This window comes from Amnibacterium sp., from assembly GCF_025463795.1.
In the GTDB taxonomy this organism is placed as follows: Bacteria; Actinomycetota; Actinomycetes; order Actinomycetales; family Microbacteriaceae; genus Amnibacterium.
This window is the reverse complement of the sequence record NZ_JAODBE010000051.1, coordinates 1-22,678: the sequence shown is the minus strand read 5'-3', so window position 1 is coordinate 22,678 and position 22,678 is coordinate 1. Positions and strand designations below refer to the sequence as shown.

The following is a 22,678-nucleotide window of genomic DNA, read 5'->3' as shown; positions in this document are numbered from 1 at the left end:
CACTGTGCGCCGCATCCTGGGAGCTGGCGTGACCCCCGGTTCTGACGAACGAGTGTTGTCAAAGTGTGGTCATGTTCGGCGCCTTCGCACCGGGCGGCCTGTCGCTTGGGCAGCAGCGGGAGGGCCGCGAGGGCGCTCGCCGGGCGTCGTCGACCTGGTCCACGGCGAGACCGATCGGCGGATCGACCGTCGTTCGACGACCATTGGGATCTGGTGCTCCCGCTCAGGGGGAGTCCGAACCCGGGATGACCTGGTACGCACTTGCGAGACGCTGGATCTTCGCCGCGCGCCCGAGACGGGGCGGATCGCTCCCATCGCGGACGACCCCTCCTGACTCGTCGAATTCGGCGAGGACGTCGTCGGCCCAGGCGACTTCCACGGGAGTCGGGCTCAGTGCGGAGTTGATGGTGAGAGCGTCGAGCGGGCGCACGCACAGTTTGCCGGTCATGCCCAGGTCCTGGGCGCTCCGGGTCTCGCTCTCGAGACGACTCCGGCTGGTCGCAGGGCCGTCGATCGGCCCGGAAAGGTTCCCGATCCTGCTCGCGGTCACGAGGCGAGACCGCGGATAGACCAGCGCCATGTCGCTCGAGCCGGTCCCGGTGTCTCGCCGGTAGTCGCCGCTCCCGAACGCGAGTCGGAAGGATCCGCGGGTTGTCGCGATCGCGATCGACGACTCGATACCGACGGCCGATTCGATGAGGGGAATGACTCGGACACCCTCGAGCATGTCCGACGTCTCGCTGACCTCGTCGGGCGATTCCGTCTTGGCGAGAACGATGCCCTTCACGCCCGTCGCGTCGCGGAGGCTCTCCAGGTCGCGGCGCCAGTGGCTGGTGGACCTCGGGTTGATTCGGACCCAGGCCGCCCCTCCATCGGCGAGAAATGTGGCGACCGCCTGTCGGGCAGCTTCCTTCTTGCCTGGATCGACGCCGTCTTCGAGGTCGAGGATCACCTGGTCGGCGTCCGCGGATTGGCATCCTTCGATGGCAGTGGCGGGAACGAGCAGCCAGGACCGGGCCAGATCCGGCGGCACCCAGCGACGACGTCCGAGGGCGGCCGCCGCCATCACGGATCGACCCACTCTCCGTCGATGCGGCGTCTCAGGCCCCAAGGGTTGCTCTCTCGCAGCGGTTCGGGCAGCTCGGTCTCCGGGAAACCCTGATAGGCGACCGGACGCAGGAACCGGCGAACGGCGCCTGTCCCGACCGAGGTGGTCCCTGACGCGGTCGTGGCGGGGTAGGGGCCCCCGTGCTGCTGGGCGTAGCTGACGGTCACGCCGGTCGGCCATGCGTTCCAGACCAGTCGCCCGGCCTTCTCGGCGAGGACCCGAGCGAGGTCGTGAACATCGTCCTCGGCATCGGCGTGGATGCCGGCGGTGAGTTGCCCATCGACCGCCTTCGCCAGTTCGATCAGCTGGCCGGGATGGCTGTACTCCACCACGACGCTGGCCGGCCCGAACATCTCCCTCTGGAGGATCTCCGGCTCGGCCAGGAGGGCCTCGGCCGTGATCGCGAACAGGGTGGCCGCCTCCGCGTCGTCGAGGCGTGATTGTGCATCGAGCAGGACGCGGGATGCCGGAAGGCGGTGGAAGTCCGCGACGGATGTCCGGAAGGCGTCGCGGAGGTGCGGCGTGAGCATCTCGCCGGCCGTCAGATCGGCTCCGGCCGAGGTGAGCGGAGCGGCGATCGACGGATCCCTCGGCACGATCAAGAAGCCCGGCTTCGTGCAGAGCTGGCCGACACTGCCCGTGACCGACGCGAGGAAGCCGCGGACGATCTCCTCCCTGCGCGCCGCCCAAGCCGCCGGTGCGACGAACACCGGATTGGTGCTGCCGAGCTCGCCGAAGAACGGGATCGGTTGCGGGCGGCCGGCGATGCGATCGAAGAGCGCGCGTCCACCCCGGGTCGAGCCGGTGAACGCGACGGCCTGAACGAGCGGGTGTTCGACCAGCGCTTCCCCGATCCGGAACCCGGACACGAGAGCGAAGAGGCCGTCGGGCGCGCGGGCGAGGCGGAGGGCCTCGATGACGGTCTCCGCGGTCCGCCGTGCAAGCCGGGGGTGGGCGCTGTGGGCCTTGTGCACGACGCTGCATCCCGCGGCGAGCGCGGCCGCGGAATCGCCCCCGATCACCGAGAAGGCGAACGGGAAGTTGGAGGCGCCGAACACCGCGACCACACCGAGCGGCTGGTTGACGCGGCGGATGTCGGGTCTCGGCCCCATACCCCAGTCGCGGTCCGCGTGGTCGATCGTCGGGTCCAGCGGCTCTCCGCGCTTCGCCTCGGCTCCCAGCAGGCGGAGCTGGAAGGCGGTCCTGATCAGCTCACCCCGAAGGCGCGCTTCGGGGAGACGGGACTCGTGCCGAGCCAGCGTGATCAGTTCCTCGGCGTCGGCGTCGAGTCCATCAGCGATCGCTTCGAGCCACCTCTGACGATCGGCCGGCGTGGCCCGGCGGCTCAACTCGAAGGCATGATGCGCACGCTCGATGCGGTCGTGCATCGTGGCGCCCCCCGAGTCCACCACGGGGGTTCCGATCCGCCGGGTGCTGTCCGTCACGCTCACACCACCTGGCTTCGAAGCGTTCCGCCGGTCAGGGCCCGCTCGGCCTCTTCCGTCGCCATTCGCTGGAGCGCCGCGAGGGACTCGTCGGAGAAGAACGCCGCGTGCGGGGTCAGAATCAGGTTCGGTGCGTCGCGGAGTGGCGAGTCCAGCGGGAGGGGCTCGTGCTCGACGACATCGAGGGCCGCTCCGCGGAGCCGGCCGCCGACGAGTGACGCGACGAGCTCGCTCTCGTCGATGAGACCACCACGCGCTGTGTTCACGATCACTGCGTCCGGTCGTACTCGTTGCAGGGCGCGCATGTCGAGGAGGTGATGGGTGCTGTCCATCAAGGGCACGTGCAGCGAGATGGCGTGCGAGTGGGCGAGCAGGTCGTCCAACTCCGTCGGCTCCGCGCCGAGGGCCGTGAGCTCGTCCGGGTGGACGTACGGGTCGTGCACGACGACCCGGAAGCCGAACGGCTTGAGCCGATCGATGACGGCCCGGCCGATCCTGCCGCTGCCCACCAGACCGACCGTGGTCTCCGCGAAGCCGCGGAGTGACCCGAGGTCGCCGGCGTTCAGCCAGCCGCGGACGTGAACGGCGTGATCGAAGGCGGTCACCCGACGCAGCAAGGTGAGGAGGAGCGCCACGGTGTGGTCGGCGACGGTGGCCACGCCGTAGTCGGGGATGTTGGACACGCGCACGCCGAGCTCCCTGGCTGCCTGCGTGTCGACGTTGTCGAACCCGATCCCGTAGCGGACGACCAAGGCGCCGGAGGCCAAGGAGGCGAGGACCTTCCTCGTGATCGGGGCGAAGTTCACGAAGACGATCTGCGCTCCGGACACGGCCCCCACCGTCTCGTCCTCGGTGCGGCACTGGTACTCGGCGAAGGAGAGGCCCAACCGTTCGGCGAGGGCGCGTTCCCGGGCGACGTTCCCGAACGTCTGATCCGTGACGACGACCTGCCCGGTCATCGTGCCGCTCGCGCCGGCAGTGACGGCGACGCGGCCTGCAGCAGTCCTCGCTGGAGCAGGTTCGCCCACAGGTCCCTGATTCCGAAGGTCCACTCGGGCGCGTCCTCAGCCGTCGTGACGGTGTTGATCAAGCGCCCGAGTCGGGGTGTGGAGATCTCGACCACGTCGCCGAGGTGGTGCGTGAAGCCCATGCCGGGCGCGTCGCGGTCCTGCGTGGGGGCGAACAACGTGCCGGTGAACAGGACGAATCCGTCCGGGTACTGATGGTGTGGGCCGATCGTGTGGCGGACGAGGTCCTCCAACCCGCGGCTCATCTCGCTCATCGAGCTGTGCTCCCGCAGCACGAAGCCGTCCTCGCCGCGCACCGCCAGGTCGACGACGAGCTCTCGGACCACGTCGAGGTCGAACGTCGAATCGAACAGCCGCACGAACGGTCCGAGGGCGCAGGACCCGTTGTTGTCCTTCGCTTCCGTCAGGAGGAGCGCGCTGCGGCCTTCGAAGTCGCGGAGGTTCACATCGTTCCCGAGGGTGGCGCCGACGATCCGGCCGGTCGAGGTGACGGCCAGGACGACTTCCGGTTCCGGATTGTTCCAGGTGGACCGGGCGAGGACTCCGATCGACGCTCCAGGACCGACGGCGGACAGCACCGGAGCCTTGGAGAAGATCTCGGGATCCGGCCCGATACCGACCTCCAGATACTGTGACCAAAGCCCTTCGGCGATCAAGATCTGCTTTACCCGCTCCGCCTCGGGGGAGCCCGGGCGGACGCCGGAGATCGCTCCGCCGATCGCGCCGTCGATTCGGGCGCGCACGGCTTCGGCCCGGTGTGGGTCACCCGCAGCACGCTCCTCGATGACACGCTCGATCATGCTCCGAGCGAAGGTGACACCGGCGGCCTTGATGACCTGCAGGTCGATCGGCGCGAGGAGCCGCGGGCCGGTCCCGGAGCGGCTCACGGTATTGGCGAGCACCTCGGATGTCGCCCAGGAGCGCCGGCCCGCCGCACTGCGAACAACGTCGAGCAGATCGGGCCGCTCGAACAACTCGGCGACGGTCGGCGCGAGATGGGTGACGTCGACGAGGCGATCCCCGCGGTGGGCCACGACACTCGGTCCGTGATCGTCCGGGTCGAAGACGCGCCCGACCAGCACGGCGTGCTCGGCATCGTCGGGCAGGATTCGGGTGGTGTCGGGCGACTGGCTCATCGGTGAGGCCTTCTCTCGGGGGTGGGAGCGATAGTTCCGACCTGCTCTCCCACTACCGCAGCAGTGGGAGAGCAGGCCCGAGTTCATACGTCGGCGAAGTACGCCTCGATCGCCGAGACGTCCACCGTGCTGTCGCTCGCGAGCCCGAGCCGTTCGTACTTCGCCGCGCGGGCACGCATGTCGGCGAGCAGGATCGCGCGGGCGTGGACGGCGACCTCCTGGGCCACGACCGCCGGCACGACCACGACACCGTCGTCGTCCGCTCCGACGATGTCGCCGGGGTTGACCTGGACTCCACCGCAGGCGATGGTCGTCTGCGTCTCGATCGCCTCGATCCGGCCGGGGATGATGGTGCGGCCACGGTGACGCGCGACGATCGGCGTGCGCTGGTTGGCGACCTCGGCCGTGTCGCGGCAGTAGCCGTCTGTGACGATGCCCACCGCACCGTCGAGCACCGCCCCCATGGCGTTCTCGGAACCCCAGTAGCCGACCTCCGGGCCGCCGCCGGCGTCCATGACGATGACGTGGCCCGGATTCAGGTCTTTCGGCAGCCCGGCGGGCGGGTTCTTCTCGAACCAGATGCGGTGCGCCTCCACGATGTCCTGGGTGGAGTCGAGCTTCCACATCGGCTTGTTGGAAGGGACGCAGCGGATCGTGACGGCTTCACCCCAGAAGCGCATGCCGAGCCAGATCGGGCGGACCTCCTTATCCATCAGACCGACGTTGAAGTAGCCGATGCCGTCGAGAGCGTCGACGACGTCGACGACACGGAGGGGTTGGTAGAGGCTGCCGAGGATGTTGGGGTCGGCCTTCTCATAGGTCTGGGTCATGTGGTGTGAGTCCTTCACGGGTCGGGCTGAGTTGGGCTGGTGGTACCGGTCGGCTTGGTCAGATCGTCGGTGCGATCGCCACCTCCTCGCGCTGCAGGTCTTCTGCGGCCGCGCCGAGCCGGTACCAGCGCTCGGCCGTGCCGCCGAGCACCGCCTCCCGGTCCTCCTGGTCCTCGAGCAGGTCGAAGACGAGTCGGGACAAGTCCGTCCACGCCTGGTGATACGTGGTGCGGAGCAGGATCACCGGCCAGTTGCTGGCGAGCATCAGCCGCCGGGGTCCGAAGGCCTCGGTGACGAACCGGACGTAGGGCTCGAGCACCGATGGATCCCACCCGCTCCAGGCGGTCAACGCGTCGATCCCGACGGACACCTTCAGGGCGACGTTGGGGCAACTCGCCAGCTCTCGGACGTGGGATGCCCAGGGCTCCCAGCCCTGGTTCTCCAGCGGGGGCCGGCCGAGGTGATCCACGACGATCCGCAGGGTCGGAACCCGCTTCGCGAGCTCGAGGACCGCCCGGGTCTGCTCGAGGGTGATGGGCACTACGTCCCATACGAGGCGACGGTCCGCGATCTCCTGGAACAGCGCCACCGACGACGGGGAGCTGAGCCATTCCATCGGGTCCCTTGCCACGAGGCACCGGACGCCGACGAGTTTCGGGATGCGCAGGGCGGCGAGCTCGGCCCGCGCGGCCGCGGTGTCCCGCAGGGGAAGCCACGCGACGACGCCGGCGATCCGCGGATCGCCGGCGTACGCCGCGAGGCGCTGGTTCTCGGCGGGCTCGTCGACGGACTGCATCAGTACCGTGGAACCGACGCCGGCGCCGTCCAACTCGGGTGTGAGGTCGCCAGGTTCGAAGTCGCGCTCGAGGCGCGTGTGGGAAGCCTGCCGCCATGGCTGTTCCTGCTCCGCCGTCCGCCAGAAGTGGTGGTGCGCGTCGATCACCTTGGTCATGGTCACCTTCCGGTCCAGTGGGGACGCCGGTCCGCCAAGAAGGCCAGGACGCCCTCGTGGAAGTCGCCGCTTCCGTAGCAGAGGGCCAGCAGGTCCTCGTCGGGAACGGCCGGGGCGCTGTCCTCCACCCGACGCAGCAGCTGCTTGAGTGATCGCACGGACAGCGGCGCCGACATCCGAATACGGCGGAGCAGGTTCTCCGCGGCGTCGGGGAGACCGCCCGGCTCGACGAGCTCGAACACGAAACCGACCGCAGTCAGCGCCTCTGCGGGGACGAGTGCGGCCGCGAGCAGCATGCCTGCGGCCATGTTGACGCCGACCCTCGATCTGAGGCGCGCGATCACGGCCGCTGGGAGGCAGTTGCCCAAGGTCCGCGCGATCGGAGCGCCGAACCGCGCTCCCCGCTCCGCGACCACGATGTCGCAGCAGAGGACGACGACGAGGCCCGCTCCGACCGCGGCGCCCTCGACGAGCGCGATCGTGGGCACCGGGATGCCGAGGAGCTTCTGCACCACCGCCGCGACGCGCCTCTCGTACTGCACGCCGTCCTCAGCCGAGGTGAAGGAGGAGAACTGGCGGATGTCGGTGCCGGCAGCGAATCCGTCCTCCGGATCGCCCCGGAACACGACGGCGCTCAGATCGTCGCGGCCCGCGAGGTCATCGGCGATGGCGGCCAACTGGTCGTACATGCGCCAGGTGAACGAGTTGCGCTTGCCGGGGTTGGACAGCGTGATCCAGGCGACACCGTCGTGCAGCTTCATCGAGACCCGATCAGGGCCCTGCTCGACGTCCTGGGTCGCCGGCCGTTGAGGAGGGGTCACGAGGTGAGGGCGTTGGGCGCCCCGCCCTCGACCGCGAGTTCGGCGAAGACCTCCTCGGTGTGCTGCCCGAGGAGGGGTGGTGGCGACTTCATCGCCACCGGCGTGCCCGACAGCTTCAACGGCGACGCGAGTACCGCCGTACGGCCCTCGACGGGGTGGTCGAAATGCTCGACCATGTGGCGTGCCTTGACGTGCGGGTCGTCCACGAGCACCTGGCCGTAGTTCCGGATGGGCCCCGCCGGCACCCCCTCGACAAGCAGGGCGGTGACCCATTCATCCGTGGTGCGCGTGCGGAAGATCTGCTCGAGCTGGTCGACGAGGACCGCCCGGTTCGCCATGCGCGCGTTGTTGTCCGCGAAACGGAGGTCCTTGAGCAGCTGGGGGGCCCGAAGAACCGTACAGAGCTTCCGCCAGAGCTTCTCGTTGTTCGCCCCGATCGTGACGTAGCCGTCCCGAGTCGCCAACGCCTGGTACGGGGCGGACATCCGGTTGGCCGACCCCAGCGGCTCGGGGCTCTTCCCGGTCGACCAGAACTCGGTGGACTCCCAGACGGAGAGTGCGAGCGCGGACTCGAACAACGAGGTCTCGAGATATTGCCCCTCGCCCGTGATGTCCCGGGCACGGAGGGCGGCGAGGATGCCGATTGCGCAGAACAGACCGGATCCGAGGTCGGCCACGGGGATGGCCGATTTCATGGGAGGGCCCCCCGGCTCGCCGGTGACGCTCATGATCCCGGTCATCGCCTGAGCGATCAGGTCGTATCCCGGGTATTCGGCGTACGGGCCCGTCTGACCGAAGCCGGAGATGCTGGCGTAGACGATCGAGGGATTGACGTCCCGGACCTGGGGATACCCCACCCCGAGGCGGTCTGCGACTCCGGGCCGGAAGTTCTCGATGACCACGTCTGCGGTGCGCGCCAGGGCGAGGAATGCGTTGACGCCGTCGTCGCTCTTCAGATCGATGGTCGCGCTGCGCTTGTTGCGGTTGAGCGAGAGGAATGCTCGGCTGTCCTCCCCGATGACGGAGTACCCCCACGACTTCCGGGTCTGGTCGCCGTGATCGGGGTTCTCGATCTTGATCACGTCGGCGCCGAGGTCGGCGAGGATCATCGTGCAGAACGGCCCCGACATGACCTGGGTCAGATCGAGCACGCGGATGCCCTGCAGCGCGCCCGATCGTGGCTCGAGCGTGGGTGTGTCGGTGTCGTCGGGCATCACGTCTCGTTCCTGTTGCTGGTCCGGCCCGGGCCGGGTCTGGGATCCGGGGCATGGCCGGAGTCCTGTTTCGAGCGGTACTCGGCGGCCCGTGACTCGACCTCGTCCGCGACGGTGACTCGGATCAATTCGGCGAGGGGCAGCTCGAGATCGCTGTCGCGAGCAGCGACCGCGATCTCCTCGAGGTCCTTCCGCCAGGGCCGTGACTCCTGCGGGACGCCGGCTCGGTTGTAGTCATCCGCGGTCCGGTCGAAGAATCCCCAGTTGCGGCCGACCCACGTGTCCGCGGTTCCGGTCGCCAGGGCTCGCAGGACGTCGGACTCCGCGACGCCGTTGGCTTCGGTGAGCGTGAGGGCCTCGTAGAGGCTCGAGAGCGCTCCGAACATGACGAGTTGATTCGCGAGCTTGGTGGCTGCGCCGGCGCCGACGGGCCCGAGGTGGAACACCTCGCGGCCGACGGCGTCGAGCAGCGCCGCGGCGGTACGGAGATCCTCCTCGTCGCCGCCGGCGAAGACGGTCAGCTCTCCCCGGCCCGCCCGCTCGGCCCCGCCGCTGACGGGAACGTCCAGGAATCCCGCGCCCGTGCGCTTCACCAGGCCCGCGAGGTCGCGCACCCGGGCGGGCAGCACCGTGCTGTGGACGAGGACGATCTGCTCCGGGCCGAGCCGAGTCAGCAGGGCCGGGGTGCCCGTGAGCACCTCTCGGATCGCCGAGTCGTCGGGGACGACGAAGCAGAGGGCGTCGAAGCCGTGGAGGCGGTCAGGTGCAGTCGCAGACCCGCCGGCCTCCCGGAGAAGCGCCATCCGTGATGCGGAGCTGTCCAGCCCGGACACGTTCCAGCCTCGGGCGGCGAGATTGGTCGCCATCGCGAGTCCGAGGTTCCCCAGCCCGATGACGGCGACTGTCGAGCGCCTTGCGTCCAGCGACATGGCCACCCCCTCAACGTCGAGTCGTACGCACCGAGCGGTAGGCCGGATGGACGTCGCACAGCAGTGCATATTGTCTACAGGATCGCTGTGCGCCTGGCAAGCCGACGCGACAGGGCTCCCGACGGCCATGGCGCAGGAGACCCGTGTGGTCCGCGATGTCGTCGGCTAACTTTGTCGGCGACAGGACGTCGGGTGTGGCGCGAGAGACGAGGCAGCTAGTGACCAGCGATCCCGCTGCGCTCGGCGATCGAGCGGCCGATGGCATCCACGCTCCGAGCCTGGTCGTGCTGGCCGCCGATGCGATCCGACGACGGATCCTGTCAGGGGAGTACGCCGAAGGGGAGCGGCTGCTCGAAGAACGCCTGACCGAGGAGCTGGCGATCAGCCGGCCTCCGCTGCGGGAGGCCTTCCGGACGCTCGAGACCGAGGGGCTGATCGTCACGCTCCCGCGCAGGGGCACGTTCGTGGCGACCATGACCGAAGCCGACATCTACGAGATCCTCACCTTGCGTTCGGCGCTTGAGCGGATGGCCTTCGACCTGGGCATACCCGTCGACGACGATGCGCTGCTCAGGCCCGCGGAGCGCGCGCTGGAAGAGATGAAGCGGTGCGCGCGGGAGCAGGATCGAGGCTCGCTCGTGCAGGCCGGCTACGCGTTCCACTTCGCGCTCGTCGGCATCGCTCACCACCGTCGCCTGAAGGAGGCGTACGCCGCGGTGCAGCAGCAGCTCCTGCTCTGCATGGCGCGGAACCTGATCGCGAGGGAGCGGTACTACGAGGACCTGGAGCAGCACGTTGCACGGCATGAGCAGCTGCTCCACGTGGTCAAGCAGGGCGACAAGGACCTCGCCCTCAAAGAACTCGCTGCCCACGGCGAGCGCTCCTTCGAGGACATGAAGGTGCCTCAGCGGAGGGTGGCCGGAGCGGACTAGTTCGGAGCGCCCGAGGGGGGAGCGACGCGCGCGTGCCCGGGCACGGAGCGTCGGCCTGGTGCGGCCGGGATGGTCGCGGGGTGCGCGGGAAGTGGGGGAGGCGGCACTGCGCATCGGGCTTCCAGGGTCCGCCTGTATGTGGTAGACAATAGTCAATCGGGAACCGGGCTCCACGAGGGCCCCCAGTCACCCGGCGCCACCGGGGATCTGACACAGCGAGGTCCAGATCCGTGCCGGCTGCAGAAGAGGTACTCGCGCTGCCCCCTGGGATCGGGTACGGCGTTCCATTCACACGCTAGTCGGACGCGCGCTGGCGCCGCCCGGCAGACGGGATCAATGATGACCAACGGCAGTGGATTCAGGCACCGGGCGATCGGCCGGCGGCAATTCCTCGGGGGAGTCGGTGCGCTCGGCTTGACTGCCGCGCTGGCCGCGTGCAGCAGTCCCGCGGGTGGCGCGAAGGCCGGTGACGGACCGGTGACGTTGACATGGTGGTCGTGGCTGAGCAATGCGCCTGCTCTCGCCAAGGCTTACGAGAAGCAGTACCCGAACGTCAAGATCCAGTTCACGCAGGTTCCCGGAGGCACCCCCGCGTACACGAAGTACGGGGCGGCACTGCGAGCGGGATCCGGCGCTGCGGATGTCCTGCAGATCGAGTACCAGGAGCTGCCCCAGTTCGCCAGCGAGGGACACATCGTTGACATGACCTCGTACGTCAAGAAGTACATGGCGGGCTTCCCTGACTTCACCAAACGGATGGTCACGTACCAGGGCAAGATCTGGGGCGCGCCGATCGACTTGGATCCGATGATGCTGCTCTACCGCCCCGACACGTTGCAGAAGCACTCGATCCCCGTCCCGACCACGTGGACGGACTTCGCCAGCGCCGCGAAGACTCTGCACGAGGCGGATCCGAGCAAGTACATGACCTTCTTCGCTCCGAACAACGGTGGTCGCATGATGGGCATGCTGTGGCAGGGGGGCGCAACACCGTTCGAGGACCAGGGCAACGGGACGTGGAAGATCGACTTCACGAGCACTGCGGCCAAGCAGGTCATGAACTTCTGGGGAGATCTCATCAAGGCCGGCTACGTGAAGGTCGACACCGACTTCACCCCGGCCTGGGGCAATTCGATCGCGAACGGCGTCTATGCCACTGATGTCGGCGCGATCTGGTCGCCGACCTACGAGATCGGGCCCTACCTGAAGAAGGCTGGCTACAAGTGGAAGGCCGCCGTGATGCCGCAGTGGGACGCCTCCAACCCGCTGCAGAGCATGTGGGGTGGCTTGTCGTTCGCGGTGACCGACCAGTGCAAGAACCCGGCCGCCGCCGCGCAGTTCGCCACCTGGCTCGGGACGAACAAGACCGCCCTCGAGTCGCACGGTACGGCGGGAGGTCTTTACTGCGCGTCGAAGGACTTCGCGAACACCGCGGCGTTCACGTCCGGGATGCCGGTGCTCGGGGGCCAGAAAGAGAACCAACTCGTCAGCACCATCATCCCGACGCTGGAGAAGTCGATGTTCCAGTGGAGCCCGTGGACCCAGTACGCGTACGGGCAGCTGCAGGCGCAGATGCAGGACGCCGTGACGGGAAAGATCACCTACAACCAGGCCCTGGCGAACGTGCAGGCAAGTGTCGTCCAGACGGCGAAGCAGCAGGGCTACAAGGTTGCTTGACCGCGCCCGAGCCGAGATCTGAGGGGGCGACGTGGGTCCAAGGAGCAAGGCCCCATACCTTATGGTGGCGCCGTTCGTGCTGCTCTTCGTGGCATTCTTCGTCTATCCGTTGGTGAATGCGTTCGTGCTGAGCCTGCAAGGACGCCTTGCCGGTCAAGACCAGTTCGTCGGCCTCAACAACTACGTCACAGCGCTGGGCGACCAGGCGTTCTGGGGATCCCTCGGGACCGTGTTCGCGTTCGCCATCGTGCAGGCCGTCACTGCCCTTCTGCTCGGCCTCGTGATGGCCTTGTTGCTGGACAGCTCCTTGGTGCGCGGGTCGGCGTTCTTCCGCTTGACGAATTTCATGCCGTTCGCGGTCCCTGGGGTGATCGCGACGATCATGTGGGGGTTTCTCTACTCCCCGCAACTCAACCCGTTGCTGCAGGTCCTGGCCCCGCTGAACGGGGGCAAGCAGGTGAACCTGCTCGCCGGCGGCAACCTGGTGCTCCTGATCGCCAACATCGTCACATGGTCCGCTGCTGGCTACTTCATGACGCTCTACTTCTCCGCGCTGACGGCACTGCCACGCGAAATGTACGAGGCGGCAAAACTGGACGGCTGCAACGAGTTCCAACTCGCCATCCGGGTCAAGGTGCCCGCACTGCGGCCGATGATCCTGTTCACGGCGATACTCTCCGTGATCGGAGCGATGCAGCTCTTCAACGAGCCGTTCCTGCTGCACAACCTCGCGAACGTCTCCGCGAGCTACACGCCCAACCTCTACGCGTACAACCAGGCGTTCACGTACGGCAACCTGAACTACGCCGCAACGCTGTCGTTCATCCTCGCCCTCGTCACGCTTGTCGTCTCGGTGGTGTTCTTCTTCGTGACCTCGGGGGAGAGCCGCAGGGAACGGCGAGAGCTGCGAGCGAGCAGACGGGCCAGTCGACCGGCCCCGACTCCGGCAGCCTCCGTGGCGCCAAGGGGGGTTTGACTATGACGACGACCGAGGGCGCGTCCCTGGCGGACGGGAAGGCTGCGGCAGGTATCCCGGGGGCGAGACGACAGGGAGACGCGGTGGCCGTGTCGCCCGCCCGCGGGCGACGGCGGCCGAGGATCGCCAGCGTGGTCGCCACCCTGATCATGGCGATCCTGGCCGCGTACTTCCTGCTCCCACTGGTCTGGCTCCTCCTCGCGGCGACGAAGTCCACCTCCGATCTGTTCGGTTCCGGCGCCTTCACGCTCGCGCACTTCCAGCTCTTCCAGAACATCGCGGAACTCTCGACCTACAACAGCGGCTACTTCTGGAGCTGGTACGGGAACTCGGTCATCTATTCAGGAGCCACTGCGCTCGGCAGCACGCTGATTTGCGCCCTGGCCGGATACGCCCTCGCGAAGTACCGGTTCCGCGGTCAGCGGATCATCTCGACCAGCATCATCTGCTCGCTGGTGGTACCGGCAGCCGCGTTGGCCGTGCCGACATTCCTGCTGCTGACCAAGGTCGGACTGGTCAACAGCTACGTCGGCGTCATCCTGCCAGGGCTGCCGAACGCGTTCGGGGCGTACTTCCTCTACACCTACATCCGGGAGGCGATGCCGGAAGAGCTCATCGATGCGGGGCGCGTGGACGGCGCGGGCGACTGGCGCATCTTCTTCCGGATTGCACTCCCCATCATCCAGCCGGGCGTCGTGACGTACCTGCTGATCTCGTTCATCGCCTCCTGGAACAACTTTTTCCTGCCGCTGCTTGTCCTGAACGACCCGTCCAAGTTCCCGCTGACGCTGGGGCTGAACAACTGGCTGTCCCTGACGAGCGCGGCCAGCGCGTTGGGGCAGCCGCCCTACTCGCAACTCGTGACCGGCTCCTTGCTCTCCGTGCTCCCGATGCTGGTGCTCTTCCCCTTGTTCCGGAAGCAGATCGCCGCAGGCATGGCCACCGGCAGCGTGAAGTAGCAGGCACGCGAACTCGAAAGGATGTGAACAGGGTTGGTCTACCGAAACCCCTACGCAGGCGCCGATTCGTTCGGATCGGGCTGGTCGAAGAGCAATTTCCACGTGCACGCGTTCCCGGATGCGTCGGGTGGCCCGTACGGAGCCTCCGCAGTGGTGGAGAAGTACAAGGAGGCCGGCTACGACGTCGTCGCCGTGCTGACGCAGGGTGAGTTCATCCACACGGAGAAGATCGCCGCAGCGTCCGGCATCTGCACGATCGACGGCATGGAGTACATCGAGGAGGACGGGATCCTCTGCGTCGGTGTGGACTCGGTCCTGCAGGGCAGCCCTCAGGAGATCATCGATCAAGTGGCTCGACAAGGCGGGTTCAGCGTCGTGGCCCATCCGCACTGGGAGAGCGAGCCCGGCCTCCCGATGGCGATGCCCAGGTCGCATCTCGACTCGCTCAGCGGTTATGTGGGTATCGAGATCATGAACCCGGCCATCTTCCGCGGCTTCGCCGGTTCGGGCCTGGCTACGGACGTCTGGGACGAGTTCCTCAGCCAGGGCAAGCTGGTCTGGGGGTTCGGGAACGACGACTTCCATGTGTGGCCGAATCTCGACCGAGCCTGGAACATGGTTCATTGCGAGCCGACGTTCACAGGCGTGAAGGCCGCAGTGACCGAGGGGCGGTTCTACGCCTCGACCGGGCTCCGACTCGAGGGGTTCGAACTCGACGGGCTGGAGCTGAACCTCGCAGTGAACGGCGGAAAATCGACGCTGGGGCCGGTGCGCTTCCGTTTCGTCGGCGAGAACGGCGCTGTGCTGCAAGAGAGTTCGGGTGACTCGGCCGGCTACACGCTCGATGGATCGGAGTTGTACGTCCGGGTCGAGGCCCAGGCCGAGCACGGCGCCATGCTGTGGACGCAGCCCGTCTATGACGAGGAGCGCTTCACGCCCATGTGGTCCTAGCGGGGACGGGCAGCCGCACGAGCTCCCCCGGGACCGGCAACTCCGCCTCGGGGATGGCCCGCGACGCGGAACCATCGGAGGGCTCCGGTCAGCCCCTTATGCACAGCGCAATCGTCAGCCTCGCCTCCACAGCACTTTCGCGGTGGCGCCCGCCTACGCGCTTTCCATGGGCGGCCTTCGGAAACGGATCACCACCTGGATGCTACCCACCCACATGTTCCCGCCTGCTGTCGCGGTCATCCCGATCTTCATATTCGCGGGAGATCTAGGGCGACCGACACATACCCGGTCCTCATGACCCCTACGCCTCCTTCCACGTGCCGGCGCGAAGGCGACCTCGGGGGCCTGCAGGCGTTCGCCGGAATGCACGGCACCGACTGGCACAGCATCAGGGTCGCTGCGATCCTCATCGTCGCCCGATTCTCGTCCTGGCCGTCACGTTTCGCGGACCCGGGGCCTCCGGACCCACCTTTGGTTCCGGGAAGTGACAAAGAAGGAGCTCAAAATGCGTGCTGTTGTCCTGCCAGGCGACAAGCGGGTCGCGGTCATTGACCGACCCGTTCCGAGTCCTGGAGCCCATGACGTGCTCGTGAAGACCGCGGCGAGTGCGATCTGCCGCAGCGACATGAGCATCTACTACGGCAACCCCGTCGTCGGCGAGCACGCAGCGGATGCCCCCCTCGTTGTACCGGGCCACGAGGCCGCCGGGGTGGTCGTTGAGGTTGGGTCCGCCGTGCAGGGCGTCCAGGTCGGCGACCGCGTGGCCGGTTATCTGGCCGTCAGCGAGCAGCGTGCCGGCTTCGCAGCGGTCGGGCTACCGATGCTCGACCCGGGCTGGAAGTGCTTTGGGTTCGACATCGACGGCGGGGACGCGGACTTTTTCGTGCTCCCGGAAGCGAACTGTCTCCCGCTGCCGGATGCGATTTCCTTCCGTGCAGGAGCTGTTCTGACGGACATGGTGGGTACCCAGTACCACACCCAGAAGCGGCTGGGGGTGTCCGCGCGGCACACCGTCGCAGTGGTCGGCCTGGGGCCGATGGGGGCCGCTGCCGTCCTCATCAGCAACGCGCTCGGAGCGCGCGTCATGGCGGTGGACGTCCTCGACTCCCGCCTCGAGCAGGCATCGAGTTTGGGTGCCACGGAACTGGTTAACAGCGCAAGGGTCGACCCCGTCGCTCGGATCGCGGAGTTGACCGGCGGCCGGGGCGCCGACGTCGTCATCGAATGCTCAGGGAACCCGGTCGGTCAGAACACCGCCCTGGACGTCGCTGCGAAGCTAGGTAGCGTCGCCTTCGTGGGGGAGTCCCGCAAGACCGAGATCAACCCGAGCGACCAGATCATCAGGAAGATGCTGACGGTGATCGGCGGCTGGTACTTCCCCCGGGGTGAGTGGGACGAAATCGTGCGCTTTGTCCTGGACCGTTCGGTTGCCGTCGAAGACCTCATCAGTCACGAGTTCTCAATTGAGGATGCCGAGCACGCGTTCTCCGCCTTCGATCGGCGGGAGACGGACAAGGCCGTCTTCGTCTGGTAGCAGAAAAGGATCCCCAGCATGTTTCGCTACACCGCAGAAATCCTGCCCTACCACGACATGCCGTTCGAGGCGGCGGTCCGCGACCTCGCCGAGATGGGCTTCGAGGAGGTCAATCTGTGGTCCTCAGCCGCGCCGCTCGGACATCACGTGAACCCGGGGGATGACGTGTCCTCGATCCTGCGGACCTTGGACACCTATGGCATAAAGCCGTGTGGCCTGACGGCCTACGGGAAGAACCAGCAGGAGATTCTCGAACGGATCGACTTCGCCGCTGAACTCGGGATCGACACGTTGATTTTCGACTGTGAGGCGAACTACGCCGACTTCGTCTCGAAGTTCCTGCCCCCGATCGTCGACGCCGGGCGACGGCGAGGGGTGCGGATCGCCGTGGAGAACCACCTGACCGTACCGTTCTCTGCAGACTTCGAAAATGGCGCGAACGAGGACAATCGGTGGGATGAGGGAGTTGACAGCCTCGCCCAGATAAAGCGGCTCATCCACGATATCGACGACCCGTTCCTTGGAGTTTGCGTGGCTCCGCCGCATCTGTGGGTAATGCAGGAGACCATCAGCGAGGTGCTCGCGTTCCTCGCCGAGCGCAAGCGGCTCTTCTACTACTACCTGTGGGACATCGACCGCCGCTACCGCCGGGGTCTCGATGGTCTCGATTTCGGCCCGGGCGACCAGCAACTGCCCCGGCCAGACGGGACCCTGGACCATGCCGTGTTGCTTGGCACACTGCACCGTCTCGGCTACACCGGTGCTGTAAGCCTCAAATGTCACGGTACCCGCGGCTGGTCGATGGACAGGTTGAGCGCGGAGTTGAAGGCGGCAGATGATTACATCCGGCCCATCGTCGTGAGCCTGGCATCGACATAACAGTTGGCCGCGTGATCGGCGGCGCTGCGGCGGATGCCGATGCGCCCTTCTGTTGGTCGAGCCACAAGTAACTGAATACCCGACTCTGGGGACCTGGCTCGTCCGGGCCCCGTCGAAATGGCGCTCGTAAATGGTCCCGGACGATGGGGAGCATCGAGTAGCACGAGGCCGCGGCGGGGCGCCAGTAGAAGGTGCAGCTCCGGAAACCGCACCGATCGACGACCACGAAGCGCGGGTTCACCACCAAGCGAGCTTCTTCGCCTGGCCGGGCCGCCTCGGCACGGCCTCGGGATCGGGCCGCGCCCCTCCCCCTTGGCAACCGACGGTGATCCGCCTAATTCCGGGCCTCTTGGACCCGAGAACCGAGTGCCCCTGGAGGGATTCGAACCCCCAACCGTTTCCTTAGGACGGAACTGCTCTTCCATTGAGCTACAGAGGCGTGCGGCGGACTGGGACAGTGTAGGGCGGGCGACGGAAGGGGCACCGGAGGTGGAGAAGGACGCAGCGCGCCGGCTGCAGGAGCTCGAGGAGTCGCTCTGGCGGCCCCAGACCCGGTACGACGAGGCCTGGATGCGGCGGGTGCTCCACCCGGAGTTCCTCGAGTTCGGACGGTCCGGCCGGGTCTACGACCTGGCCGCGAGCCTCGTCGTCGAACCGGGAGCGTTCGAGGCGGAGCTGCCCCTGCCCGGCTTCGCGGTCACGGAACCGGCGCCGGGCGTGGCCCTGGCGACGTACGTGAGCCGCGTGCGGTACGACGAAGGCGTGCTCGCGGCGAACCGCAGCTCGCTCTGGATCAGGGACGGTGCCGTCTGGCGCCTCCGCTTCCACCAGGGCACGCCCGTCTGACCGGCCTCAGCCGATGGGCACCGCCACGCCGCGCGCCCACTTCGCGGCGGCGTCGGCCCGGCTTCTTGCGCCGAGCTTCGTGCGGATGTGCTCGACGTGCTTCTCCACGGTCCGGGGCTCGATGAAGAGCGCCATGCCGATGTCCCGGTTGGTGCGCCCGTCGGCGACGAGCGCGAGCACCTCCTGCTCCCGCACCGTCAGGCCGCGCATGGCGTCCCCCACTCCCCACTCGGCGGCCCGGAGTCGCGCGTGGTCGAAGGCCGGGCCCAGATGCGGCTGCAGCGCGTCGGCGATCGCGAGGCAGCGCGGGCCGAACGGCTCCGCGTAGCGCTCGAGCACGATCGCGAAGACGCGGCGGCTCGCCGTGGCGAGCAGGTCCAGGCGGTGGCCGCCGACCGACGTCCTCGGCTCGCGGGCCCACGACGAGCGCGCGGGGCTCAGCAGGCTCGTGCGGCGGTGGTCGCTGGCCGACCGATCCGCCCAGGCGGCGCGCAGCTCGCCGCCGTCGATGTGGTCCGCAGGCAGGAGCTGCTCGCACTCCTGCAGGAGGACGTCGGGGAAACGCCTCGGATCCTCGAGTGCGTGGATCGCCAGCACCGCCGCCAGCACCGACCGGAGGTCGGCCCGATCCAGGCGGGTGTCGTCGATCACCGCTGCGTGCCGATCGATCGTGGTCCGCATGTCGCGCCCTCCGGCGTCCGCCGCGATGGGTCCGCCGAGTCCGGAATGTACTCCCGAAGGGCGCTCCCGGCTTCCCCGGTTCCCGGGGGGAAGTGCGTGTTTTCCGGCATGCGCCGATGGGCCCCGACGCGCGACGGTGGAGCGAGTGGGTGCGCCACCGGGGCACGCCCCGGCACAGGCAAGGAAGCTCATGACAGTTCTGTCGAGGCGAACGATGGCGGCCGCAGCAGCGGTGGGCGTCGGCATCGCAACGGTCGCGGGGTTCGGGGCGCTCCCGGCGTCCGCGGACACCGCCGCCCTCGGGTCGGTCCACCAGATCTCGGCCGCCTACGTCGGCCCCCTGCAGTTCGCGGTCTCGGGGAATCGGATCTACGTCGCCGATTCCGCGCTCTCGAAGCTGTTCAAGGTGGGCCGGACGGCGCCGATCGCCACCGGGCCGGCGGCGAGCTCGAACCCGGAGGCGAGCGGTGATCTCGCCGGTGTCGCCGCGACCGACGACGCGGTCGCCTACACGACCACGACGGCGGACCACAAGGACACGCGGCTGACGATCCTCAGCGAGGGGCACAAGAAGGTCGTGAGCCTCTCCACGTTCGAGAAGTGGCACAACCCCGACAAGCGCAACGTGTACGGCCTCCCGAACGCCGGAAGCGTCAGCACGACGTGCAAGACCGAGATGGGCAAGGTCGGGCTGCAGACGTCCACCTACCGCGGGAAGTACGACTCGCACCCGTACGCCGTCACCTCGCTCGGTCAGGGCTCGTGGGCCGTGTCCGACGCCGGCGGCAACGATGTGCTGAAGGTCGACCGGTGGGGCCACGTGTCGGTGCTCGCCGTGCTGCCTGCGCAGCCCGTGAAGATCACGGCCGCGATCGCCACCGCGAACGGCGTCAAGGACTGCGCCGGGGTCACCTACCGGTTCGAACCGGTGCCGACCGACGTCGAGGTCGGCCCGCACGGCCAGCTGTTCGTGACGACGCTCTCCGCGGCTCCTGGACCGAGCGGCAGCGTCTGGAAGCTCAGCCACGGCTGCGCGTACCGGATCGCCACCGGGTTCCTCGGGGCGACGAACCTCGCCGTCACGCCGGGTGGTCACATCTACGTCGCGCAGCTCTTCGCCGGCACGATCGCGGAGGTGCATGACGGCGGTCCCCGGACCGTCGCGACGCTCGCCGGTGTCGCCGGGCTCGAGTGGGCGAACGGCCATCTCTACGCCTCGACCGCTCCTGCGGTGACGGGCGGAACCGGCCCGGGCACGATCGTCCGATTCGGCTGATCAGCGGCAGGACATGCGGCGCGGGCCGGGAAGCGGCACAGTCTCCCGGCCCGCGCCGCACGCCTGCGCCCGCCACGCCGCGGATTCGTGAACCACGCGGCGGCTCCCCGGCGCGTCACCCGAACGAGGGTCGAGCGCTGCATACAGTGGCAGCGTGTGGCGTGCCGAGAACGGGGAGACCGAGGAGGAGACCGCGGACACGGAAGTGCTGCGGATCCCGTCGTCGACCTCGCCGACCCCGGCTCACACCGGCCCGCAGGCCGTGACCGTCGGCGACCACCACTTCGTGCCCGTCAACATCGCGGCCCCGGCCTGGGAGGGGTGGCGCGACGAGCTCGGGCTGCTCGGCGGTCCCACGCCGCTGCTGCACTTCGAGGACTCGGCGCGCACCCGGATCGAGCTGTCCACGACCCACCCCTCGGGCCTCGCGCAGTTCATCACCGGCAAGACCACGCTGCTGTCGAACCTCATCCGTGACGACATCGCCTTCAAGGTCGCCAGCACGGCCGCCTCGACGCTCACGGCCAAAGCCGTCGAGCTCGCCGCGACGCGCGGCATCGATGCGATGCATCTCGCGATCGGGCTGGCGGAGTGGCGGTTCGAGAAGCAGGACTTCCGGGGGCCCGTCCTGCTGCGGCCGCTCGCCATCCGGCGGTACGGCCGCGACTTCGAGCTGCGCCTCAAGGGGGCGCTCCAGCTGAACCCGGGCCTGGTCCGGGCGATGCAGGAGCAGTACGGCATCCGCCTCGATCCTCAGGCCTTCGTCGCCCTCGCGCTGCAGGCCGGCGCGTTCAAGCCGCAGCCGGTGATCGACCGGCTGCGTGAGCTGACCGCGCACCTGCAGCGGTTCAGCGTGCAGCCCCGCCTGCTCATCTCGTCGTTCGCCGAGGTCGGCCCCGCGCTGCTCGCCGACGCCAGGGACATGCAGCATCCGGTCATCGACGCGGTCGCGGGCAACCCCACCGCCGTCGCGCGCCTCGCGCAGGCGGTCGAGCGGATCGAGCTGGTCGGCCAGGACGAGCGGCCCCCGGCCGGCGACCTCGCCGTGCTCGACGCCGACCCCGAGCAGGAGCAGGTGGTCGCGCAGATCGCCGCGGGCGACTCGCTCGCCGTGCACACGCTGCCCGGCACCGGCGCCACCCAGACGATCGTCAACGCGCTCGGTGCCCTCATGGCGCAGCACAAGCGCGTCCTCGTGGTCAGCCCGCGGCACGCGACGCTCCGTGCGGTCGCCGGGCGGCTCGCGGACGCGGGCCTCGGCGGCACCGCCGTCTCGCCCCGCAGCATCCGCCGGGACCTCGTCCACTCGATCACCCGCAACGAGAAGTCCGCGCCGCCGGAGACGGGCGAGGTCGACGACGCGCTCGTGCGGCTGCGGTCGGTGCTGCTCGACTACCGCTCGGCCCTCGCGCGCCACGACCCGCACCTGCGGGTGAGCGTGCTCGATGCGCTCGGCGAGCTCGCGCGCCTCGCCCTGCTGCCGAATCCGCCCGCCACCACGGCCCGGCTCTCCACCCGGGCCATGGAAGCGCTCGCGATGGACCGGGCGCAGGTGCAGGCGACGCTGCAGCGCGCCGCCGCGCTGGGGGAGTTCCGGTACGGGCCGGGCGACTCGCCCTGGTACGGAGCGAGCTTCACCAGCGCCGAGGCCGCCCAGCACGCGCACATGCTCGCCAAGCGGCTCGCCACGAGCGACGTGCCCCGCCTGCTGGGTCGCGCCACGGACGTGATCGCGAGCACTCGGCTGCGCCCCTTCACCACGCTCTCCGAGCTCGGCATCTACCTGAGGCTGCTGCTGGACATCCGGGAGACGCTGGACAAGTTCCAGCCGGCCGTCTTCGACCGCTCCCTCGGTGAGCTGATCGTCGCCACCGGCACGCGCCGCGACGCCCGCGAGATGTCGAGCGTGAACCGGCGGCGTCTGAAGAAGCTCGCGAAGGAGTACGTGCGCCCCGGCGTGCACGTCGCCGACCTGCACGACTGGCTCGTGCGCATCCAGCAGCAGCGCGTGCTGCACCAGCGCTTCGTCACGAGCGGCGTGACGCCCGACGTGCCGAGCGGCATCACCGACCTGTGGACCGAGTTCCAGAGCGCCGCGGGCGACCTCGCCGCGCTCGACGAGCCGCTCGGCACCTGGAACACCCCGGACAGCCTGCTGCAGGTGCCCGTCGACGTGTTGCCCGACCGGCTGCGGGCGCTCGCCGCCGACTCCGAGGTGCTGCACAACCTCCAGGACCGCACCGCGATCATGGCGAAGCTGCGCGAGCAGGACCTCGCACCGCTGCTCGACGACCTCGCGGGCCGGCACGTCGCGCCGGAGCACGTCGGTGTCGAGCTCGAGCTCGCGTGGTGGAAGAGCGTGCTCGAGCGGCTGCTCGCCGAGGACCCGGCGCTGCTCGGTGCGAACACCTCCGTGCTCGACCGGCTCGAGCAGGACTTCCGGCTCGTGGACGAGGCGCATCAGAAGTCCAACGCGAAGCGGCTCGCCTGGCAGCTCGCGGACG

The 22,678-nt window shown here is 68.5% G+C and carries 19 protein-coding genes, 1 tRNA gene and 1 pseudogene; 10 read left to right on the top strand and 11 right to left on the bottom strand.

What is annotated here, in order from left to right:
• Nucleotides 1–223: 223 nt before the first annotated feature.
• From JWQ92_RS04440 to JWQ92_RS04400, 9 genes are all read right to left on the bottom strand, one after another.
• Entirely contained in the window at nucleotides 224–1,066 is an 843-nt protein-coding gene (locus JWQ92_RS04440) for a CoA ester lyase (protein ID WP_297343251.1), read from the bottom strand.
• A complete protein-coding gene (locus JWQ92_RS04435; protein ID WP_297343250.1) occupies nucleotides 1,066–2,553 on the bottom strand; it encodes an aldehyde dehydrogenase (NADP(+)) in 1,488 nt (495 codons plus the stop codon). Before JWQ92_RS04435 ends, JWQ92_RS04440 begins: the two co-directional genes overlap by 1 nt.
• A 2-nt stretch (nucleotides 2,554–2,555) precedes the next feature.
• Complete coding sequence (locus JWQ92_RS04430; protein ID WP_297343249.1) at nucleotides 2,556–3,512, bottom strand: C-terminal binding protein; 957 nt, start codon at nucleotides 3,510–3,512, stop codon at nucleotides 2,556–2,558.
• Nucleotides 3,509–4,717, bottom strand: a complete 1,209-nt coding sequence (locus JWQ92_RS04425; protein WP_297343248.1) for a fumarylacetoacetate hydrolase family protein — start codon at nucleotides 4,715–4,717, stop codon at nucleotides 3,509–3,511. Before JWQ92_RS04425 ends, JWQ92_RS04430 begins: the two co-directional genes overlap by 4 nt.
• 83 nt (nucleotides 4,718–4,800) lie before the next feature.
• Nucleotides 4,801–5,547, bottom strand: a complete 747-nt coding sequence (locus JWQ92_RS04420; RefSeq protein ID WP_297343247.1) for an RraA family protein — start codon at nucleotides 5,545–5,547, stop codon at nucleotides 4,801–4,803.
• A 58-nt stretch (nucleotides 5,548–5,605) separates the two neighbouring features.
• Complete coding sequence (locus JWQ92_RS04415) at nucleotides 5,606–6,499, bottom strand: amidohydrolase (protein WP_297343246.1); 894 nt, start codon at nucleotides 6,497–6,499, stop codon at nucleotides 5,606–5,608.
• Between the two features lie 2 nt (nucleotides 6,500–6,501).
• On the bottom strand, nucleotides 6,502–7,320 hold the full coding sequence (locus JWQ92_RS04410) for an enoyl-CoA hydratase (protein WP_297343245.1): 819 nt from the start codon (nucleotides 7,318–7,320) through the stop codon (nucleotides 6,502–6,504).
• Nucleotides 7,317–8,534 (bottom strand): CaiB/BaiF CoA-transferase family protein, encoded by a 1,218-nt coding sequence (locus JWQ92_RS04405; protein WP_297343244.1) that lies wholly within the window; start codon nucleotides 8,532–8,534, stop codon nucleotides 7,317–7,319. Before JWQ92_RS04405 ends, JWQ92_RS04410 begins: the two co-directional genes overlap by 4 nt.
• Entirely contained in the window at nucleotides 8,534–9,463 is a 930-nt protein-coding gene (locus tag JWQ92_RS04400; RefSeq protein WP_297343243.1) for an NAD(P)-dependent oxidoreductase, read from the bottom strand. The genes JWQ92_RS04405 and JWQ92_RS04400 overlap by 1 nt, the downstream gene beginning before the upstream one ends.
• 218 nt (nucleotides 9,464–9,681) lie before the next feature.
• Between JWQ92_RS04400 and JWQ92_RS04395 the strand changes: the two genes are divergently transcribed.
• From JWQ92_RS04395 to JWQ92_RS04365, 7 genes are all read left to right on the top strand, one after another.
• A complete protein-coding gene (locus tag JWQ92_RS04395; protein WP_297343242.1) occupies nucleotides 9,682–10,395 on the top strand; it encodes a GntR family transcriptional regulator in 714 nt (237 codons plus the stop codon).
• A gap of 414 nt (nucleotides 10,396–10,809) precedes the next feature.
• Complete coding sequence (locus tag JWQ92_RS04390) at nucleotides 10,810–12,072, top strand: ABC transporter substrate-binding protein (RefSeq protein ID WP_297343241.1); 1,263 nt, start codon at nucleotides 10,810–10,812, stop codon at nucleotides 12,070–12,072.
• Between the two features lie 76 nt (nucleotides 12,073–12,148).
• The gene (locus JWQ92_RS04385) at nucleotides 12,149–13,048 is read left to right on the top strand and encodes a carbohydrate ABC transporter permease (protein ID WP_297343240.1); all 900 of its coding nucleotides are present in this window, start codon (nucleotides 12,149–12,151) and stop codon (nucleotides 13,046–13,048) included.
• A gap of 131 nt (nucleotides 13,049–13,179) precedes the next feature.
• Entirely contained in the window at nucleotides 13,180–14,007 is an 828-nt protein-coding gene (locus JWQ92_RS04380) for a carbohydrate ABC transporter permease (RefSeq protein WP_297343239.1), read from the top strand.
• 153 nt (nucleotides 14,008–14,160) lie between these two features.
• Nucleotides 14,161–14,958 carry a hypothetical protein gene (locus tag JWQ92_RS04375; RefSeq protein ID WP_297343238.1) on the top strand — a complete coding sequence of 266 codons (798 nt, stop codon included), beginning with the start codon at nucleotides 14,161–14,163 and terminating at the stop codon, nucleotides 14,956–14,958.
• 583 nt (nucleotides 14,959–15,541) lie between these two features.
• The gene (locus JWQ92_RS04370) at nucleotides 15,542–16,492 is read left to right on the top strand and encodes a zinc-binding dehydrogenase (RefSeq protein WP_297343237.1); all 951 of its coding nucleotides are present in this window, start codon (nucleotides 15,542–15,544) and stop codon (nucleotides 16,490–16,492) included.
• Between the two features lie 18 nt (nucleotides 16,493–16,510).
• Entirely contained in the window at nucleotides 16,511–17,371 is an 861-nt protein-coding gene (locus JWQ92_RS04365; protein ID WP_297343236.1) for a TIM barrel protein, read from the top strand.
• A gap of 367 nt (nucleotides 17,372–17,738) precedes the next feature.
• On the opposite strand, the gene JWQ92_RS04360 is transcribed toward JWQ92_RS04365, so the two are convergent.
• Nucleotides 17,739–17,810 (bottom strand) — tRNA-Arg (locus JWQ92_RS04360).
• Between the two features lie 50 nt (nucleotides 17,811–17,860).
• Here JWQ92_RS04360 and JWQ92_RS04355 point away from each other — a divergent pair.
• Nucleotides 17,861–18,217, top strand: a complete 357-nt coding sequence (locus tag JWQ92_RS04355) for a DUF4440 domain-containing protein (RefSeq protein WP_297343235.1) — start codon at nucleotides 17,861–17,863, stop codon at nucleotides 18,215–18,217.
• 6 nt (nucleotides 18,218–18,223) lie between these two features.
• Here the strand turns inward: JWQ92_RS04355 and JWQ92_RS04350 are convergent, their stop codons facing one another.
• Nucleotides 18,224–18,898 carry a helix-turn-helix transcriptional regulator gene (locus JWQ92_RS04350; protein WP_297343234.1) on the bottom strand — a complete coding sequence of 225 codons (675 nt, stop codon included), beginning with the start codon at nucleotides 18,896–18,898 and terminating at the stop codon, nucleotides 18,224–18,226.
• A 214-nt stretch (nucleotides 18,899–19,112) separates the two neighbouring features.
• Here JWQ92_RS04350 and JWQ92_RS04345 point away from each other — a divergent pair, with 214 nt between their 5' ends.
• Together JWQ92_RS04345 and JWQ92_RS04340 are read left to right on the top strand one after the other, a co-directional pair.
• Nucleotides 19,113–20,174 carry a ScyD/ScyE family protein gene (locus JWQ92_RS04345; RefSeq protein WP_297343233.1) on the top strand — a complete coding sequence of 354 codons (1,062 nt, stop codon included), beginning with the start codon at nucleotides 19,113–19,115 and terminating at the stop codon, nucleotides 20,172–20,174.
• Between the two features lie 154 nt (nucleotides 20,175–20,328).
• Nucleotides 20,329–22,678, top strand: a pseudogene (locus JWQ92_RS04340) (AAA family ATPase); the annotation flags it as partial.

Bases quoted from the DNA above. Each gene is read 5' to 3' on its own strand.
- JWQ92_RS04425 (WP_297343248.1), bottom strand. From the start codon at position 4,717: ATGAGCCAGTCGCCCGACACCACCCGAATCCTGCCCGACGATGCCGAG.
- JWQ92_RS04430 (WP_297343249.1), bottom strand. From the start codon at position 3,512: ATGACCGGGCAGGTCGTCGTCACGGATCAGACGTTCGGGAACGTCGCC.
- JWQ92_RS04420 (WP_297343247.1), bottom strand. From the start codon at position 5,547: ATGACCCAGACCTATGAGAAGGCCGACCCCAACATCCTCGGCAGCCTC.
- JWQ92_RS04365 (WP_297343236.1), top strand. From the start codon at position 16,511: ATGTTTCGCTACACCGCAGAAATCCTGCCCTACCACGACATGCCGTTC.
- JWQ92_RS04350 (WP_297343234.1), bottom strand. From the start codon at position 18,898: ATGCGGACCACGATCGATCGGCACGCAGCGGTGATCGACGACACCCGC.
- JWQ92_RS04440 (WP_297343251.1), bottom strand. From the start codon at position 1,066: ATGGCGGCGGCCGCCCTCGGACGTCGTCGCTGGGTGCCGCCGGATCTG.
- JWQ92_RS04400 (WP_297343243.1), bottom strand. From the start codon at position 9,463: ATGTCGCTGGACGCAAGGCGCTCGACAGTCGCCGTCATCGGGCTGGGG.
- JWQ92_RS04345 (WP_297343233.1), top strand. From the start codon at position 19,113: ATGGCGGCCGCAGCAGCGGTGGGCGTCGGCATCGCAACGGTCGCGGGG.
- JWQ92_RS04405 (WP_297343244.1), bottom strand. From the start codon at position 8,534: ATGCCCGACGACACCGACACACCCACGCTCGAGCCACGATCGGGCGCG.
- JWQ92_RS04415 (WP_297343246.1), bottom strand. From the start codon at position 6,499: ATGACCAAGGTGATCGACGCGCACCACCACTTCTGGCGGACGGCGGAG.